Source organism: Treponema sp. OMZ 799, from assembly GCF_024181365.1.
Lineage (GTDB): Bacteria > Spirochaetota > Spirochaetia > Treponematales > Treponemataceae > Treponema_B.
Genome location: NZ_CP051301.1, coordinates 2,579,768 through 2,596,149 on the forward strand (window position 1 = coordinate 2,579,768; position 16,382 = coordinate 2,596,149).

The 16,382-nt window shown below is 40.0% G+C and carries 13 protein-coding genes; 2 read left to right on the forward strand and 11 right to left on the reverse strand.

Annotation, left to right across the window (positions count from 1 at the left end; translation table 11 throughout):
- Window positions 1-3: 3 nt before the first annotated feature.
- The 3 genes from E4O04_RS11875 to E4O04_RS11885 form a co-directional block, all read right to left on the reverse strand.
- On the reverse strand, window positions 4-1,743 hold the full coding sequence (locus tag E4O04_RS11875; RefSeq protein WP_253687029.1) for an ABC transporter ATP-binding protein: 1,740 nt from the start codon (window positions 1,741-1,743) through the stop codon (window positions 4-6).
- Window positions 1,733-3,535, reverse strand: a complete 1,803-nt coding sequence (locus tag E4O04_RS11880) for an ABC transporter ATP-binding protein (protein ID WP_253687028.1) — start codon at window positions 3,533-3,535, stop codon at window positions 1,733-1,735. The genes E4O04_RS11875 and E4O04_RS11880 overlap by 11 nt, the downstream gene beginning before the upstream one ends.
- Window positions 3,536-3,682: 147 nt before the next feature.
- Complete coding sequence (locus tag E4O04_RS11885) at window positions 3,683-4,960, reverse strand: dicarboxylate/amino acid:cation symporter (protein WP_253687027.1); 1,278 nt, start codon at window positions 4,958-4,960, stop codon at window positions 3,683-3,685.
- Between the two features lie 183 nt (window positions 4,961-5,143).
- Between E4O04_RS11885 and E4O04_RS11890 the strand changes: the two genes are divergently transcribed.
- Window positions 5,144-6,373, forward strand: coding sequence for an aminopeptidase (locus E4O04_RS11890; RefSeq protein WP_253708202.1), 1,230 nt, complete (start codon window positions 5,144-5,146; stop codon window positions 6,371-6,373).
- A gap of 262 nt (window positions 6,374-6,635) precedes the next feature.
- Window positions 6,636-9,212 carry a leucine--tRNA ligase gene (gene leuS / locus E4O04_RS11895; protein ID WP_253708204.1) on the forward strand — a complete coding sequence of 859 codons (2,577 nt, stop codon included), beginning with the start codon at window positions 6,636-6,638 and terminating at the stop codon, window positions 9,210-9,212.
- A gap of 19 nt (window positions 9,213-9,231) precedes the next feature.
- Here the strand turns inward: leuS and E4O04_RS11900 are convergent, their stop codons facing one another.
- The 8 genes from E4O04_RS11900 to rpsB form a co-directional block, all read right to left on the reverse strand.
- The gene (locus E4O04_RS11900; RefSeq protein ID WP_253708206.1) at window positions 9,232-9,597 is read right to left on the reverse strand and encodes an FMN-binding protein; all 366 of its coding nucleotides are present in this window, start codon (window positions 9,595-9,597) and stop codon (window positions 9,232-9,234) included.
- 50 nt (window positions 9,598-9,647) lie between these two features.
- Entirely contained in the window at window positions 9,648-11,000 is a 1,353-nt protein-coding gene (gene rseP, locus E4O04_RS11905; protein WP_253687023.1) for an RIP metalloprotease RseP, read from the reverse strand.
- 12 nt (window positions 11,001-11,012) lie between these two features.
- A complete protein-coding gene (gene dxr / locus E4O04_RS11910) occupies window positions 11,013-12,167 on the reverse strand; it encodes a 1-deoxy-D-xylulose-5-phosphate reductoisomerase (protein ID WP_253708209.1) in 1,155 nt (384 codons plus the stop codon).
- Window positions 12,167-13,024 (reverse strand): phosphatidate cytidylyltransferase, encoded by an 858-nt coding sequence (locus E4O04_RS11915; RefSeq protein ID WP_253708212.1) that lies wholly within the window; start codon window positions 13,022-13,024, stop codon window positions 12,167-12,169. Before E4O04_RS11915 ends, dxr begins: the two co-directional genes overlap by 1 nt.
- A 21-nt stretch (window positions 13,025-13,045) precedes the next feature.
- A complete protein-coding gene (locus E4O04_RS11920; RefSeq protein ID WP_253687020.1) occupies window positions 13,046-13,729 on the reverse strand; it encodes a di-trans,poly-cis-decaprenylcistransferase in 684 nt (227 codons plus the stop codon).
- Window positions 13,730-14,287 (reverse strand): ribosome recycling factor, encoded by a 558-nt coding sequence (frr, locus tag E4O04_RS11925; protein ID WP_253687019.1) that lies wholly within the window; start codon window positions 14,285-14,287, stop codon window positions 13,730-13,732.
- An 82-nt stretch (window positions 14,288-14,369) separates the two neighbouring features.
- The gene (gene tsf / locus E4O04_RS11930) at window positions 14,370-15,212 is read right to left on the reverse strand and encodes a translation elongation factor Ts (RefSeq protein WP_253687018.1); all 843 of its coding nucleotides are present in this window, start codon (window positions 15,210-15,212) and stop codon (window positions 14,370-14,372) included.
- Window positions 15,213-15,403: 191 nt separating this feature from the next.
- Entirely contained in the window at window positions 15,404-16,279 is an 876-nt protein-coding gene (rpsB, locus tag E4O04_RS11935) for a 30S ribosomal protein S2 (RefSeq protein ID WP_253710859.1), read from the reverse strand.
- Window positions 16,280-16,382 lie beyond the last annotated feature (103 nt).

The window sequence follows — 16,382 nt, forward strand, 5'->3', positions numbered from 1 at the left end:
GTTCTATTTTTGCAGTCTGTACCATTCGGCGTATTTGGAATTTAGGGCAATCAGTTCTTCATGAGTCCCCGACTCCAATAATTTGCCGTCATCAATTACGTTTATTATGTCGGCATTTTTTACGGTAGAAAGCCTGTGTGCAATTATCAGTGTGGTGCGTCCTTTCTTTAAAACTTCGATTCCTGCATTTATAAGTTTTTCGGTTTCGGTGTCGATGTTTGCAGTAGCCTCATCTAAAATTAAAATTTTAGGATCGCGCACCATGGCTCGGGCAAAGCAGATAATTTGTCTTTCACCTTCCGAAAAGTTTTTTCCGTTTTCGTTTACTTCCGTATCCAAACCCTTTTCTGAGCGTCTTATAAGATTTATACCGCCCACAGCTTTTAAGGCTTTTTCGCAAGCATCTCTAGTTATAAAAGGATCATTTAAACTTATATTGTCAAAAAGGGTTCCGGTAAAAAGATAGGGCTCCTGCAAGACCACTGCAATTTTTGAGCGCAGAGTTTTTAATTCGAGAGAGCGTATATCCTCCCCGTCAATTAAAACTTGCCCGCCGGAGTTTTCATAAAAACCTAAAATCAAATTCATAATTGTAGATTTTCCGCAGCCGGTTTTTCCGACAAATGCCATTGTCTTTCCGTCTTCCGAAGTAAAATCAAGCCCTTTTAAAATGGGAGTATCTTCCCTGTATCCGAACTGGGTGTTTGAAAATTTTATATTCCCCAAGGGAGAGTGAGGAGCGCCGTTTGTTCTTTCATGTTCATAATTGATTATCTCGGAAACTCTTCCTGCCGCAACAAAGGCATTTTTGTAAATGTTCATCTGCATAAACAATTTTAAAAAGACATCGGTTATTTCTTTGTTATAGCTTATAACGATTACAAGAGTACCCACAAGAAAATGAGCTCCCTGAAAATGCAGATAACCGAACACGCCTAAAAGCGCTGCATAAACTAAAGTTCTGATTCTTGCAATAATGTTCCACGAAAAAAGAGCTGAAAGTAAAAGCATTTTACGCTTTGCTTTATATGCCGGAAGATTAAATGTATCGAATTCTTTTTCTATTTTTTCTTCGGCACAAAAGGCCTGCACAGTTTCAATAGAGTTAATGCTTTCGTTAAAAAAACCGCTTAACTCTCCGATTGAGCTCCTGTGATCCCGTGTCGGCTTATCGCTCTTTTTTAAATAGTACCGTGCAAGAAAATAAACAACCGGCAGATACGCAAAGCTCGCTCCGAAAAGATAAGGACTCATAAAAGCCAAGCGGATATATAAAACGATACTCAATAAAACTACACTGAAAACTTCGCCCAAAACCAAAAAGTATAAATCGCCTACTGCATTTACATCGGACGAAAACCGGCTCATTATATTTCCCGAAGTCATTTCATCAAAATGCTTCATCTTTAAATTTAAAAGATGACCGGCCATGTCCATTTGAATATGCTCACAGGCGGTGTTGGCAATTTTTCTGAAAAGCAGGGTTTTTATGTACATCGACAAAAAGAATAAAACGGCTGTTCCCAAAAACAAAAGAGCGTGCCTAAATAAAAAAGCTTTTAAATCGATCATATTTGCAAGGTCGGCATTTATAACGTTTGCCGAAATTACGGGAAGGTATGCAGAGGATGCAATAAAAATGCCTACGGCAATAAAAGCCGCCAAAACATAAGCCTTGCAGTATTTTAAATACGAAAGAAAAAATCTGTAATTTACTTTAAGTTTTTTTGTCTTATCTTCCATCGTTTTTCCCTCCGTCAATTTTGTCAATTTGTAAATAGGAATCTTCTTTTTGTATGAGCTCCGCAGAATGGCTGTGTTGGTACTCAAATTGCTCTGCATACCAGCCGCCGGCTTTTATAAGTTCTTCATGGGTTCCTTGCTGAATAATTTTGCCTTCATCAAGTACAATTATTTTGTCTGCATGTTGAACAGCCGAAAGGCGGTGTGCCGATATAATGCAAATATTAAATGAAGAAGATTTTTTCAAGTTTTCGATAATCTTAACTTCGGTGTCCGCATCAACTGCGGAAATTGCATCATCTAAAATTAAAACTTGCGGTTCTTTAAGAAGGGCGCGGGCAAGAGCTATTCTTTGCCTCTGTCCTCCTGAAAGCATAACGCCCTTTTCTCCTATTTTTGAATCGATTCCGTTTGCAAGTTTTTCGATGTCGCTTTTTACGTCAGCCGTTTCCAAAACTTTTAGTATTTTTTCTTTTTCGATATTCTGTGTATAAAAACAAAGGTTTTCGCAGACGGTTCCCGATAAAAGTTCAGGACGCTGACTTACATAAGCTGTTTTGTTTCTAAAAGAAAAAACATCGCAATCTTTTAAAGGAAGATTGTTTATAAAGATGTTTTCATTTTGAGGATACAGGCTGAAAAACTGTTTTATCAAACTTGTTTTACCGGAACCCGTTTTACCGGTAATTCCTAAAATTTGTCCTTGCGAAACTTCAAGTGAAACATCCTGCAAAACTTTTTTTTCTGAATCGGAATATGCGAAGCTGAAATTTTTAAAAGAGATTTTTTCTACCTTTTCGATTTGAGTTTTTCCGTCCATCGGAGGGAATTCGTTATTATCTTTTATAAGAGCATTTATTCTGTCGATAGCAGCTTCTCCCGATTTTTGCAGCTGCAAATAAAAACCGCTTGCGATTCCGCTCCATGCAATCATTCCGACAAAAACAAAAAATGAAACAAGATTGCCTGAAGTAATTTCGCCTGCATGAACAAGATAACCGCCGTAGCAAAACGCAATTATGATACATAGGTTTGTAATAAAAACCGTACAGGGCTGCAAAAGAGATGTAAGTTTAACTTGAGCATACAAAACCGAAAAATAATTTTTGACAATCGAAGAAAGTTTTTTTAACCTGACTTGTTCGTTCACATAACAGCGTATAAGTTTTATTCCCTCAGCAAGTTCCAAAATACCCTGATTGACCTTGGAAAATTCCGCATAGGATTTACTCGTTCTATCCTTTATTGTTTTACCCAAAGAAAAATAAATAAGAGTTATAAGCGGAATCGGAAGGACGACTGCAACGGTCAGCTTCCACGAAATTAAAACCGACATCATAAAAATTGCAACTCCGGGATAAGCAAAAGAATCCATCATCATTATAAAGCCCAAGGAAAAATAATTTTCCAGCGCAATAACATCGTTTGAAGTCCTTGCCAAAATATCTCCTGAGGTATATTTTTTAAAAAACGGCGGAGTCTTTTTTAAAACCGAAGAAAGTATTTTTTTTCTAAAAAGATAAGAAGCCTTGTTCCCCGAATTATGAATAAAAAACATGAACATGGCAGAAAAGAAATATCCAAGACAAGTGAAAAAAATTATTTTTAGCACGTATGCAATAAGAGAGCTTTGGGTCATCGTAGAATTTTTTAGCTCGTCTACTGCAAGGCCTATGTAGTATCCCGGTACAACAGTCAAAAATTCATCCGAAAGTAAAAACAAACCTCCAAACATTCTTTTAAATCTGATAGATTTAAAAATATCACCTGCTTCTTTTTGTATCTTAAACATAACTTCTCCAACTATTGTAAACTTAACTTTACAAAATAGTATAATACAGCAAGGCTGATATTGTCAATACTTTAGACATTAAAAAAAAGTAATTTAATGGGTAAGTGTCTTAGACATTACCCATTAAATTCTAATTATAAAACATAATTATTTTTTTTCTTCATTTTCAATCATTCCCGACATATCGGCAACACAGTAGGTACATACCAAGTCTCCGGCGACATTGTTCATCGTTTCAAACATATCTAGAATAGGATTGATACCGAGGGCAAGACCTACGATGACAGCTATCTGTGCCGGATCTAAATTCATATTTTGCAAAATAATGAATAAAAGCATCAAGCTTCCGCCCGGAACACCGCCCGCTCCGACTGAGGCAAGAACCGTTGTAATGACCAAAACCAAGAGGGCTGTAAACCCGATATCCGCTCCGAACATATTTGCAGCCAAAACTGCAAACATAGGCAGGTGAACGCATACACCGTCCATGTTTACGGTTGAACCGAGGGGAAGCGAAAACGATGAAAGATTATCGCTTATGTGTAAGGTTTCTTTTGCCGTTCTCAAAGATACGGGAAGAGAGGCTGCAGAGCTTCGGGTAACAAAGGCTGTCAGCATGGGCTCTCGTATCTGCATCATAATCTTAATCGGATTTTTGCGCGTCGAAATTGCAATCATTACAGGGTAAACAACAAACACCATTGCAAGAATACCTATAACAACACCGAGGGTCAGCATTACATAGGGACCGAAAAGTTTTGAACCGTATTGTGCAAAGTTTACGGAAGTCAAACAAAATACACCTATGGGAGAATAAGCCAATATCCAGTCAACCATCTTAAATACGGTTTCTTTACAAGTTTCAACAATATTTAAAAACAGTTTTGCACCTTCCTGCAATTTTACATCATTCTTTTCGGAAATTATTTTTAACGCGATTCCGAAAGCAATGGCAAAAACGATAATAGCTAAGAAGTTACCTTGAGCAAGAGCCTTAAATGGGTTTTGAAACATACCCAAAAATACATCGGCAAGAGAACCTGCGGAAGCCGGAGTAACCTCGGCCGATCCCATACTCATTAAACTTGCCCATTCGGCATGAGAAGTTCCCGATCCCGGATTAAAGGCGAGAGCAAGGAAGGATCCTACAATCGCTGCAAACAGAGAAGTAACAAAATACCAAATTATAACCTTAACGCCTATCTTACCGAATTCCTTTGTCGGTAAAGAAGCCGCACCGGAAATAAGAGACAAAAAGATAACCGGAATAACGATCATCTTTAACATAGATACAAGGATATTTCCAAAAGGCGATACCCAAGTTACATAACCGCCAACATCGACACCTGTTTGCCAAAGGACGATACCGACAACCAAACCAAGGATGAATGCTATAAAAATCATCCATACGAGCTTTTTATTCATTAGCTCCCTCCTAATAAAATTGCGAATTATTTTTATATAATTCAACAAAACTAATAATCATTCTACCATTGAACCCGTCAAACCGCAAGTCTTTTTTTTAAAATTTAATAAAGCATAAATCATTTACTTTTTATCTTTTTTATGTTAGAGTATCAAAGCTATAAATCATTTTGGAGGTCTTTAATGGATTTTAAACGCAATATAGAAAAATATGTTGAGCTTATTTTAAAAGTCGGCCTTAATATACAAAAGGGCGACGGAATTTTTGTGCTTGTAAACGAACACTCAATCGGCATGGTTCGGGAAGTTACAAAGCAGGCTTATAAGATGGGAGCCAAGGATGTTATCTATGATTTTTCGGATGATGAGATGACTCTTGCCCGCTACGCCTACGGCGATGAAAGTATTTTTAAGGAAATGCCCAAATTTAAAATCGACTACATGGAGGCAGCCTATAAAAATAACTATCACCGTCTTGCCATAGTCGCTGACAATCCCGAGCTCTTAAAAAATGCCGATGCAAAAAAAGTCTCGGAATGGAATAAAACAAGGGCCATAGCATCAAAGCCCATAATGAAATATACAATGGAAAACCATGTAAAGTGGTGCGTCGCAGCCCACCCCACTCCGGCTTGGGCAAAATCGGTCTTCCCCGAATTACCCGAAGACCAAGCCCTTGCCAAACTTTGGAAAAAGGTTTTCGATGCAACAAGGGTCAGCATGGACGATCCTGTCGCCGCATGGAAAGAACACGATGCAGCCCTAAAAAAGCATCAAAACTTTTTAAACGAAATGGCCTTTGAAAAACTTTTATACAAGGGCCCGGGAACCGACTTGGAAGTATACCTTACCGAAGGCCACCGCTGGGTAGGCGGTTCAGGCAAGAGCACAAGAGGAGACGTCTTTATGGCCAATATTCCGACCGAAGAAGTTTTCTCGATGCCCCACGCCTTTAAGGTAAACGGAACATTAAAAGCCACAAAACCCTTGGCCGCCAGAGGAAGAATTATCGACGATTTCCGGTTTACCTTTAAGGACGGAAAGGTTGTAGATTTCGATGCCAAGGAAGGAAAGGAAGTGCTTCAATCCCTCTTAGATTCCGATGAAGGAGCAAGCCGACTAGGAGAGGTCGCTCTCGTCGCAGATGATTCCCCCATCAGCAACACGGGAGTTCTTTTTAAAAACACCCTCTTTGACGAAAATGCATCCTGTCACTTTGCAATAGGAAATGCCTACAGCGAAAACATAAAAGGAGGAGCCGAACTTTCAGATGAAGATAAGAAAAAAATAGGAATGAACAATTCTATAATTCATGTAGACTTCATGGTAGGCGGCCCCGAACTTTCGGTTATAGGTGTTAAAAAAGACGGAACTCAACTCCAAATCCTAAAAAACGGAAACTGGGCGATATAAGAAACCGCAAAGCTCGGCACCCTGTCGATGTTTTTTGCGAAGCTAAAAACTCGAAGTCCAAAAATGTACAAGGATATACATTCATCAACCGCCATGGACGGCGGTGGTTCCATGCTTACGAGTTTTTTGCGAAGCTAAAAACTCGAAGTCCAAAAATGTACAAGGATGTACATTTTTGGGCGGCCCTTGAATTTTTCCTTTCTTTTCTATAAAATACTTTTCATCAATTTTGATAAATTCATCAAGTTAGTTGGAGTAAAATATGGCTTATCCTTTTAGTACAATAGAACCTAAGTGGCAGAAGTATTGGGAAGAAAACAAAACCTTTAGAACAGTCGAAGACAAAAACTATCCCAAGGATAGGAGGGTCTATGTTTTGGATATGTTTCCCTATCCTTCGGGAGACGGCCTTCATGTAGGACATCCTGAGGGTTATGTCGCAACGGATATTTACAGCCGTTTTTTACGCATGAGCGGATACAATGTACTCCATCCGATGGGTTTTGACTCCTTCGGTCTACCTGCAGAAAACTATGCAATAAAGACCGGAGTTCATCCTCTTATCACCACCCGAAAAAACATGGACACATTCAGAAAGCAGATAAAGTCCATAGGCTTAAGCTATGACTGGGACAGGGAAATTTCTACAAGTGAAGAATCTTATTATAAGTGGACCCAGTGGATCTTCCTACAATTATTTAAAAAGGGACTCGCCTACGAAAAAGAGGCGCCCATCAACTGGTGCCCTTCATGTTTAACAGGCCTTGCCAATGAGGAAGTAAAGGACGGTAAATGCGATAGGTGCGGAGCTCAAATCCAACGCAAAAACTTGAGGCAGTGGATTTTAAAGATAACCGAATATGCAGACCGCCTCCTAGAGGACTTGGATGAACTCGACTGGCCCGAATCCATAAAAATCATGCAGAAGAACTGGATAGGAAAAAGCACGGGAGCCGAGGTAGATTTTGCTCTCATCGATAAGGACGGAAAAGAAACCGGGCAAAAGATCAAGGTTTATACAACCCGCCCCGACACAATCTTCGGTGCAACCTACATGGTCTTGGCTCCGGAACACGAGCTTGTAAAAAGCATAACAACAAAGGAACAATCAAAAGCCGTTGCCGATTATATAGAGGAGACTGCAAAAAAAAGCGATCTTGAAAGAACCGATCTTGCAAAAAACAAGACCGGCGTTTTTACGGGAGCCTATGCAATCAATCCATTAACAGAGCAAAAAATCCCGGTTTGGATTTCGGACTATATTTTAATCTCTTACGGAACGGGAGCAATTATGGCTGTTCCTGCCCACGATGAAAGGGACTTTGAATTTGCAACTCAGTTCAATTTACCTAAAATCAAGGTAGTAGCCGGAGTAGAAGAATGGGAAGGCGGAAAAAGAGACTTTTCGGAAGAACCCAAGGCTTGTACAACCGAGGACGGCTATTCCGTAAACTCAAAACAATTTGACGGATTAAAAACCGAAGAAGCCAAGACAAAGATAACCGAGCATCTTGAAAATCTCGGTATTGCAAAAAAAGCCGTAAACTATAAGCTCCGCGACTGGATCTTCAGCCGACAGCGCTATTGGGGAGAGCCCATACCCTTGGTACACTGCCCATGCTGCGGCATAGTCCCCATAGACGAGCATGATCTTCCCCTAACACTGCCGAAAGTAGAGAGCTATACACCTACAGGAACAGGAGAAAGCCCCTTGGCTGCAATCGATTCTTGGGTAAACACAAAATGCCCCAAGTGCGGGAAAGCAGCAAAACGAGAAACCAATACCATGCCCCAGTGGGCAGGCTCTTGCTGGTACTACCTCCGATACACAGATCCTCATAACAGCGAAGCCTTTGCCGACAAGGCAAGGCGCGATTACTGGATGCCTGTTGACCTCTATGTCGGAGGAACGGAACATGCAGTTCTTCACCTATTGTATGCAAGATTTTGGCACAAGGTTTTGTATGACTTAGGTCTTGTTTCTACAAAGGAACCCTTTACACGGCTTGTAAATCAGGGAATGATAACCTCCTTTGCCTACATGCGAAAGAACAAGAGCCTTGTTCCGGTCGATAAGGTCAAAAAAATATCCGAAACCGAATTTGAAGACATGGAAACAGGCGAAAAACTTGAGCAGGTAATAGCCAAGATGTCCAAGAGCTTAAAGAACGTTATCAACCCCGACGACATCATAAAGGAATACGGAGCAGACACCTTGCGCCTCTACGAAATGTTCTTAGGCCCATTGGAGGTTTCAAAACCATGGAACACAAGCGGCATCATGGGCGTGTTCAGATTTTTGGAAAAGATCTGGAACCTTTCCGACAGGGAAATATACAAAACTCCCGTCAACGATACCTCGACTCCTGAAACTAAGGCCTTGACCGTTCTCTTAAATAAGACGATTCGAAAGGTAACCGAGGATACAGCCTCTCTTAACTTTAACACGGCCATAAGCCAGATGATGATTTTTATAAATGAGGTTTCAAAGCACAAAAAGATACCCCACTATGTTTGGTATAATTTTGTAAAACTTTTAAACCCCTACGCTCCCCACTTGGCTGAAGAGCTTTGGCAAAAGATGGGGAATGACGAATCGATAGCCTATTCTCACTGGCCCATGTTTGTCGAAAAATTCTGTATCGATCAAACATGCACAGTTGTAGTGCAGGTAAACGGAAAGCTCCGCGGTAAGTTTGAGGCTGAGGCAGGAATCTCTAAAGAGGAATTAGAAAAGCTTGCACTCGCAAATGAGGGAGCAATCCGCAACATTGAAGGCAAGGAGATTAAAAAGATAATTACCGTGCCGGATAAGCTTGTAAATATTGTAGTGCAGTAGGGAAATTATTTAACAGGGGCTATTCTTTTTCGGCATGGATACCGGCTTTTTTTAAAGCATCATTTACAGCCTCTAAAAAAGCCTTACTCGTCAGGGTAGCCCCGGCCACAAGATCCACATCCGTAGAATCTTTTTGTATAACCCTCTTAGGCAGGTACTCAAAAACCGTGTCGCTGTAGCCGGGAGTATCGGCGTATTCAAGCACATCTATATTTTTAATTTCATTTTTTTCTATCGTAACTCTTACGCTTATAGTCCCTATCAAACCTTGAGCTTCGCCTTCAAAAATACCCGAAACAAGATTCTCATTATTTTTTACATAACAAGAAAACAAAAAAACACTCAAAGCAAAAATTGTAAGCGTAAAACAAATCTTTTTATTCATAACCGCTGTGATTATAATATAGAAAACCTAATCTTGTAAAGCACTAAAGACTATCGTCCCAAAAAATATCCTATATCTCCCCAAAGGGCAAAAATAAAAACTATACCGATAAAGGCTATGCCTATAAATTGAACATAGTACAGGACTTTCGGATGAATTTGCCTTCTAAAAATAAATTCGATAAAGGCAAAAAGAATTAAGCCCCCGTCCAAAATAGGAATCGGCAATAAATTCATTATAAAAAGTGAAATTGAAATTATGCTTACAAAGTTTAAGATATCCGAAAGCCCGATTAAAAAACCGGCCTTAAAACCTTGGGAGGCGACATCGCCCAGCATGTGGGTAATGCGAACCGGTCCTGAAACGGCCTGCCTCAAGTCAACGCCTTTAAACAAGAGACTTAAACTTTTAAACGTTAATATAAAACTCTTATGAGTCGAAACAAAGCCGTTCACTATGCTTTTAAAAAATCCGGTTCCGGGGATTTCAACCTTGATGCTCTTTATATTCAGCCCCAGATCTATTCCGTTTTCAGTTCTGATAAGACTCGCGGTTGCTGTGATTTTATTTCCGCTTCTTAAAATCCCTAATTCGGCTGTTTTTTCGTTTATCGCATCCAGGGCACGGTTTAGGTCTACAGTATTGGCAACTTCAATTCCGTTTACCGATACAATAAGATCGTCCTTTTTAAGCCCTGCAAGCTCGGCTGCAGAAGAAGGCTTTACTCCTTCTATTTCAAGAGGAATAAAAGAATAAAAACCTATTATCCCTGCTCCGGTTTTTGGGTCGAGCTTGGGCCTAAGTTTTTTTGTTAAGATTTGGCCATCCCTTTCTATTTTTAAGGTAACCTCTTCCTTTGCTTCCGGCACTATGAGCCGCACAATGTCGGCAAAGGTTTCGGTTTTTTCGCCGTTAATGCTTAAGATCACATCCCCCATTTTTAAATCGGCCTCGCGGGCGGGAGAGTCATCGGCTTCGTTGTAATAATAAACGGGAGCTATCTTGTTAGAACTTGTATAATAGCTTGAACCTATGGCACTTACAATTGCAAGAGCAAGAACTGCACTTATATAGTTTGCAAAGGGGCCGGCAAAGGCAATTATAATCCGCTTAAAAGGATGAACACCGTAAAGCTCTCCTTCCTTTTTAGGAATTGCGGATAAGTTTTCTTCGATGGCCTGCTGAAAGGCTTTTTCGCCCTTCATGCCGCAATAGCCTCCCATGGGAATTGCAGAAATTCTATACTCGGTGTCTCCCTTCTTTTTTTTAAAAAGAACAGGGCCCCAGCCTATCGAAAAACTTTCGACCACAACACCGCACAGTTTTGCGGCAATAAAATGTCCAAGTTCATGGATAAAAACCATGATGCTCAATATAATCAAACCTATTAAAATCTTAATCATAAATTTCCCATCTTAATAAATCTTATTGCAAGAGGAGTTGCGGGCAAGGATCCTTGCCAAGGCAACAGCCCTTGCCCTGTTTTCATAGTCATAAACTTCTTCATAAGAAGAAGGTTTCATAGTCCAATCCGAATTTAAAACCTCTTGGGTAATATCGGCTAAATCGGTAAAGCCTATCTTTCCCTGCATAAAGGCCTCAACGGCTTCTTCATTTGCAACATTAAAGGCTATAGGATAGGCACCGCCTTTTTTAGCCGCTTCAAATCCTAAAGCCAGCATGGGGAAGTCATCGGTTCTGGGAGGCATAAATTCCAGTTTTATGGCTTGAGAAAAATCCAAGGGCTTTAAAAAAGTTTCAGGCATATCGGGAAAACTTAAAGCATTTAAAATAGGATTTTTCATATCGGGAGGAGAGGCTTGAGCAAAGATCTCACCGTTTTTACACTGCACCATCGAATGGATTATACTTTGAGGATGAACCGTAACTTCGATTTTTTCAGGCGGAAAAGAAAAGAGATTTACGGCCTCGATTACTTCCAAGGCCTTGTTTGCAAGAGAGGCTGAATCTATCGTAATCTTTCCGCCCATCTTCCATGTCGGATGCTTTAAGGCATCTTCAAGCTTCATTGTGCCGAGCTTTTCCTTAGGACTGTGCAAAAAAGGGCCGCCTGAGGCGGTTATTATAATCTTTTCGATGTTCTCCTTTTTGTGGGCATTTATAAGCTGAAAAATCGCAGCGTGTTCCGAGTCGACAGGAATTATTGTACTCCCCGACTTTTCGGCATCTTTAAAAATCAGCTCACCAGCCTCTACTATGGTTTCTTTATTGGCAAGACCTAAATCCAAGCCGCTTTTTATGACTTCGACGGAGGCCTTTAAACCGGCCGAACCTGCTATACCGTTAATGACTATATCGGCTTTTGATTTTTCGATCAGCTGCCTTACAGCTTCTACATCTATCTCGTGTTTTAATTTTGAATCCGTTTTTTTTGTAGAAACAAATTGTGTATTTTTAAATTCGGCAAGAAGATTTTTTGCAAATTCTAAATTTGAATGAACGGAAAAACCTGCAAGCTCAAACCTATCGGAAAATCTTCTTATTATTTCTAAAGAGTTTTTTCCGATTGAGCCTCCGGCACCGAGGACAATAACCCGTTTTTTGCCCATTAAAAACCGCCTAATAAGAACATAGAAAAGGTATAGAATACAGGGGCTGCTATAAGCAGGGAGTCAATGCTGTCAAGAATTCCGCCCCTCCCTAAAATTACCTTACCTGAATCCTTTACGTCTGCAGAACGCTTTAAAATAGATTCTATTATGTCTCCGATTATGGAAAATAAGGCCGTAAAAACAGCTATGATTATAAGCTCTCTTAATTTTCCGTTAAATTGTTTATTAAAAAAATAGAATGAAGCAACTGCAGCTGTTATGGAACCTATGAAGCCTCCTATAAAACCTGCAACACTTTTTTTGGGGCTTGCCTTAATAAAACCTCTATTGTTTTTTCCTAGGAGCATACCGAAAAACCATGCAAAGGAGTCGCAGCCGAAGGTCATAAGACAAAACATGATGATGAGGGCGCCTGCATTTGGAAGATTCGCAATTGCGGATAAATAGACAGCCAAGCCCCAAGGATAAATCAGCATAAACATTCCGGTTGCAAGACGGGCAATGCTATTGGTAAAATTTCCTGATAATGAAAATATAATTTCCATAAACATCATTCCCACGATTACGCAGCCGAACACTATAAAGATATAATAGAATGGTACGGCATGTAAGCCTATGAGGTATGATGAAAGAACTAAAATTGCACCGAAAAAAGCAAGTATCTTTTTAGGATAGGCAGGAGACCTTTGGGACAAAATATTATATATCTCATAATTTGCAATAAGGGCTGCAATAAACAATTCGATATGATAAACTAAAAAATTATAATGAGGTAAAAAATAAATTGAAGCTAAAACTAAAGGTGCTCCTACAAAAAATATGATAAGCCTTTCAATAATTTTTTTAATTTTCATTTTATTTCTCCCTTTATTACATTAGGCGTTTCCGTAACGCCTGTTTCTTTTTTTATAATCTTCTATTGCTTCATATAAATTTTCCACCGTCCAATCAGGCCACAAGGTATCCGTAAAATAGAGTTCCGCATAGGCGCTTTGCCAAAGCAAAAAATTACTCAACCGTTTTTCTCCCCCGGTTCTGATAAGCAGGTCCACAGGAGGAATAGAGCCGGTGTCCAATTTTGATGAAAAAGACTCTTCATTTATAGAAGCAAGCTCATCGGAATTCAGTTTCTTTACTGCTCTTATAATTTCATCATGTGCTCCATAATTTATGGCAAGCACAATCGCAGTTCCGGTATAAGCGGAAGTTCTCTCCCTTACCGAATTAATTTCATCTTGAATATCTTGAGGTAGTCCGCTTAAATTGCCTATGTGCTCTATGCGTATATTATTATCGGCATAAAACTTAAGCTCGGCTTTTAAATGCTGCTTAATAAGCCCCATTAAAAAGCCAACCTCCGTTTCCGTTCTTTTCCAGTTTTCGGTAGAAAATATATAAAGTGTTATATAAGGAATCCCCAAATCGGATACGGCCTTTGTTATTCTTTTGACCGTATTAAGACCTTCCTTATGTCCCATAGATCGGGGAAGGCCTCTTTTTTTTGCCCATCTGCCATTGCCGTCCATGACAATGGCGATATGTTTTAAGTCATCGGACATTTAGTTTTCCATTATTTCCTTTTCTTTTGCTTCAAGCACCTTGTTTATTTCGGCAATGTAGGCATCAGTGGATTTTTGGAAGGCATCCTCAGCTGTCTTTAGCTGGTCTTCGCTTATCTTTCCGTCCTTTTGTAATTTTTTTGCCTCATCGATTCCGTCACGTCTGATGTTACGGACCGAAACGCGCGAATTTTCGGCAATGGTCTTTGCCTTTTTTGCAAGGTCCTTTCTTCTTTCCTCGGTCAGCGGCGGAATTGCAATGCGTATAACCTTTCCGTCATTTGTGGGGTTAACCGACAAATCTGCCTGTAAAACGGCCTTTTCAATTTCGACCAATAAGCCCTTATCCCAGGGCTGAATTACTACAAGCCTTGCTTCGGGGATAGAAATATTTGCAAGCTGGTTAAGGGGAGTGGACTCTCCGTAGCAATTTACTCTTATCTTATCAAAAAGAGCAGAAGATGCCCGTCCGGTTCTCAGCATATTGAATTCTTCTTTTAATGCAGCAACCGCTTTTTTCATTTTTTCTTCACAATTCTTTTTAACTTCTTCTATCATAATCTTTGCCTCCGATCTTTGATTTTAACAATTAAGAATTAATGCTGCAAGGAGTCCCCCGCAGCATTAAAAAGGTCTTAACTTACATTCCAAGTCCTAACTGAAAAATTATAAGCTTTGACAAGCTCAAGGAGCCGCCGGCTTCTTTGCCGACCTCTGCCATTTTCTTTGAAACGGAAAGCTTATCATCCTTTACAAAGGCCTGCTCAAGGAAGCAGATTTCGGATAAGTGTTTTGAAATTTTTCCCTTAACGATGCCTTCTTTTACGTTATCGGGCTTATCCAATTCGGCAACCTGGCCTCTAAAGATTTCTTCCTGCTCTTTGATATAAGCTGCATCTACATCTTCTTTTTTAACATAGAGGGGCATAAAGGCGGCAGCATGCAAACAGCAGTCATAAGCAAAATCTTGTACCTCAGTCTTTTCAAAGATTTCAGGCTTATCCGATTTTAAAACCACAATAACACCTGTTTTTTTATCGGAGTGAATATAGCGTGAAAGGTATTCGTCTGCACCGGCCTTTACATTGATTAAGCGTGTAAGGTTCATGTTCTCGCGTACACGGGTAGCCAAATCCAAGAGCTTATCGTTAAGTTCGGGTGTAACCTCAGCAATGTCCTTATCAAAGGCAGTATTTGCAATGTCGTCTCCGACAGCGATAAAGTCTGCATTTTTTGCAACAAAGTCGGTTTCGCAGGTCATTTCGAGCATAACGGCTTTTTTATTGTCGTTTTTGATAACGATAATACCTTCACTTGTTACCCTGTCGGCTCTTTTTTCGACAGCGGCCAAGCCTTTTTCTTTTAAATATTTTTCAGCTTCTTTTGCGTCGCCGTTGCAGTGCTGTAAGGCTTTTTTACATTCCATCATACCTGCACCGGTCTTATCGCGTAATGCTTTTACATCAGATGCTTTAATGTCCATAAAATTCTCCTATAAAAACTTTTTGCAGGAAGTCTCAGCTTCCGAAAAAAAGTTTTTTCAAGCAGTTTGTTTACAAACTGCATAAAATATAACAAAGTTTTGTGCGAAGCACAAAACTCGAAGATAAACAGTGAGGCAGGATTTCTGCCGAACTGTTTATCGAATCTCCTATAAAAACTTTTTGCTCATATTTATTTGTCGTCGTACAAATCCTCATCGTTTACGAGAGAATTTTCATCTTCATCCTCATCACTGCCTGAAGCTTCATCTTTGGGAGTGTAATTGGAATAATCGGTAATTTCTTCTTCTCTGTCCTGATAGGGATCAACGCCTGAATCACCGGATTCTTCATCTTCTTGAAGGTTTTCGATGATTTTAAGACCGTGTTCGTTGTCGGCTTCGATAACTGCATTAGCAATTACGCCAGTAAAAAGCGAAATAGCTCTGATTGCATCATCGTTTCCGGGAATCGGATAATCGATGCCTTCAGGGTTGCAGTTGGTATCTACAACAGCGATGATGGGAATGCCCAATGAGCGGGCTTCTCTGATAGCAATTTCTTCTTTTCGAGTATCGATAATAAAGAGAATTCCGGGGAGGTCCTTCATTTCTTTAATACCGCCCAAGTTTTTTTCGAGTTTTGACTTTTCTTTCTGTAAAGAAGCAATTTCTTTTTTTGTCAAGTTATCGAAAGTTCCGTCAACTTCCATTTTTTCGATTTTCTTAAGACGAGCCAAACTCTTTTTGATTGTGGAAAAGTTTGTGAGCATTCCGCCGAGCCAGCGGTTGTTGATATAGAACATTCCGCATCTTTCAGCTTCTTTTTGAATTGTCTGCTGGGCCTGCTTCTTTGTTCCTACGAATAAAACAGACTTTCCTTCGGATGTTACCTTGCGGACAGCCTCATAGGCTTCACGGATTGCAACGATTGTCTTCTGCAAATCGATGATGTGAATTCCGTTTCTTTCCGAAAAAATGTATTTTTTCATTCTCGGATCCCAGCGTTTTACTTGATGGCCGAAATGTACGCCTGATTCAAGTAAGTTCTTCATGGTTACTACTGCCATGTGTTTCTCCTTTGGAGCTAAAAAGCTCCTGCCTTCTCTATTTCTCGGAACAGACTGCCGGCCGTTAGCGGCCTCAAAAGGCCGGCCACGCCGGACATCCTTC

Bases quoted from the DNA above. Each gene is read 5' to 3' on its own strand.
- E4O04_RS11875 (WP_253687029.1), bottom strand. From the start codon at position 1,743: ATGGAAGATAAGACAAAAAAACTTAAAGTAAATTACAGATTTTTTCTT.
- E4O04_RS11880 (WP_253687028.1), bottom strand. From the start codon at position 3,535: ATGTTTAAGATACAAAAAGAAGCAGGTGATATTTTTAAATCTATCAGA.
- E4O04_RS11885 (WP_253687027.1), bottom strand. From the start codon at position 4,960: ATGAATAAAAAGCTCGTATGGATGATTTTTATAGCATTCATCCTTGGT.
- E4O04_RS11890 (WP_253708202.1), top strand. From the start codon at position 5,144: ATGGATTTTAAACGCAATATAGAAAAATATGTTGAGCTTATTTTAAAA.
- leuS (WP_253708204.1), top strand. From the start codon at position 6,636: ATGGCTTATCCTTTTAGTACAATAGAACCTAAGTGGCAGAAGTATTGG.
- E4O04_RS11900 (WP_253708206.1), bottom strand. From the start codon at position 9,597: ATGAATAAAAAGATTTGTTTTACGCTTACAATTTTTGCTTTGAGTGTT.
- rseP (WP_253687023.1), bottom strand. From the start codon at position 11,000: ATGATTAAGATTTTAATAGGTTTGATTATATTGAGCATCATGGTTTTT.
- dxr (WP_253708209.1), bottom strand. From the start codon at position 12,167: ATGGGCAAAAAACGGGTTATTGTCCTCGGTGCCGGAGGCTCAATCGGA.
- E4O04_RS11915 (WP_253708212.1), bottom strand. From the start codon at position 13,024: ATGAAAATTAAAAAAATTATTGAAAGGCTTATCATATTTTTTGTAGGA.
- E4O04_RS11920 (WP_253687020.1), bottom strand. From the start codon at position 13,729: ATGTCCGATGACTTAAAACATATCGCCATTGTCATGGACGGCAATGGC.
- frr (WP_253687019.1), bottom strand. From the start codon at position 14,287: ATGATAGAAGAAGTTAAAAAGAATTGTGAAGAAAAAATGAAAAAAGCG.
- tsf (WP_253687018.1), bottom strand. From the start codon at position 15,212: ATGGACATTAAAGCATCTGATGTAAAAGCATTACGCGATAAGACCGGT.
- rpsB (WP_253710859.1), bottom strand. From the start codon at position 16,279: ATGGCAGTAGTAACCATGAAGAACTTACTTGAATCAGGCGTACATTTC.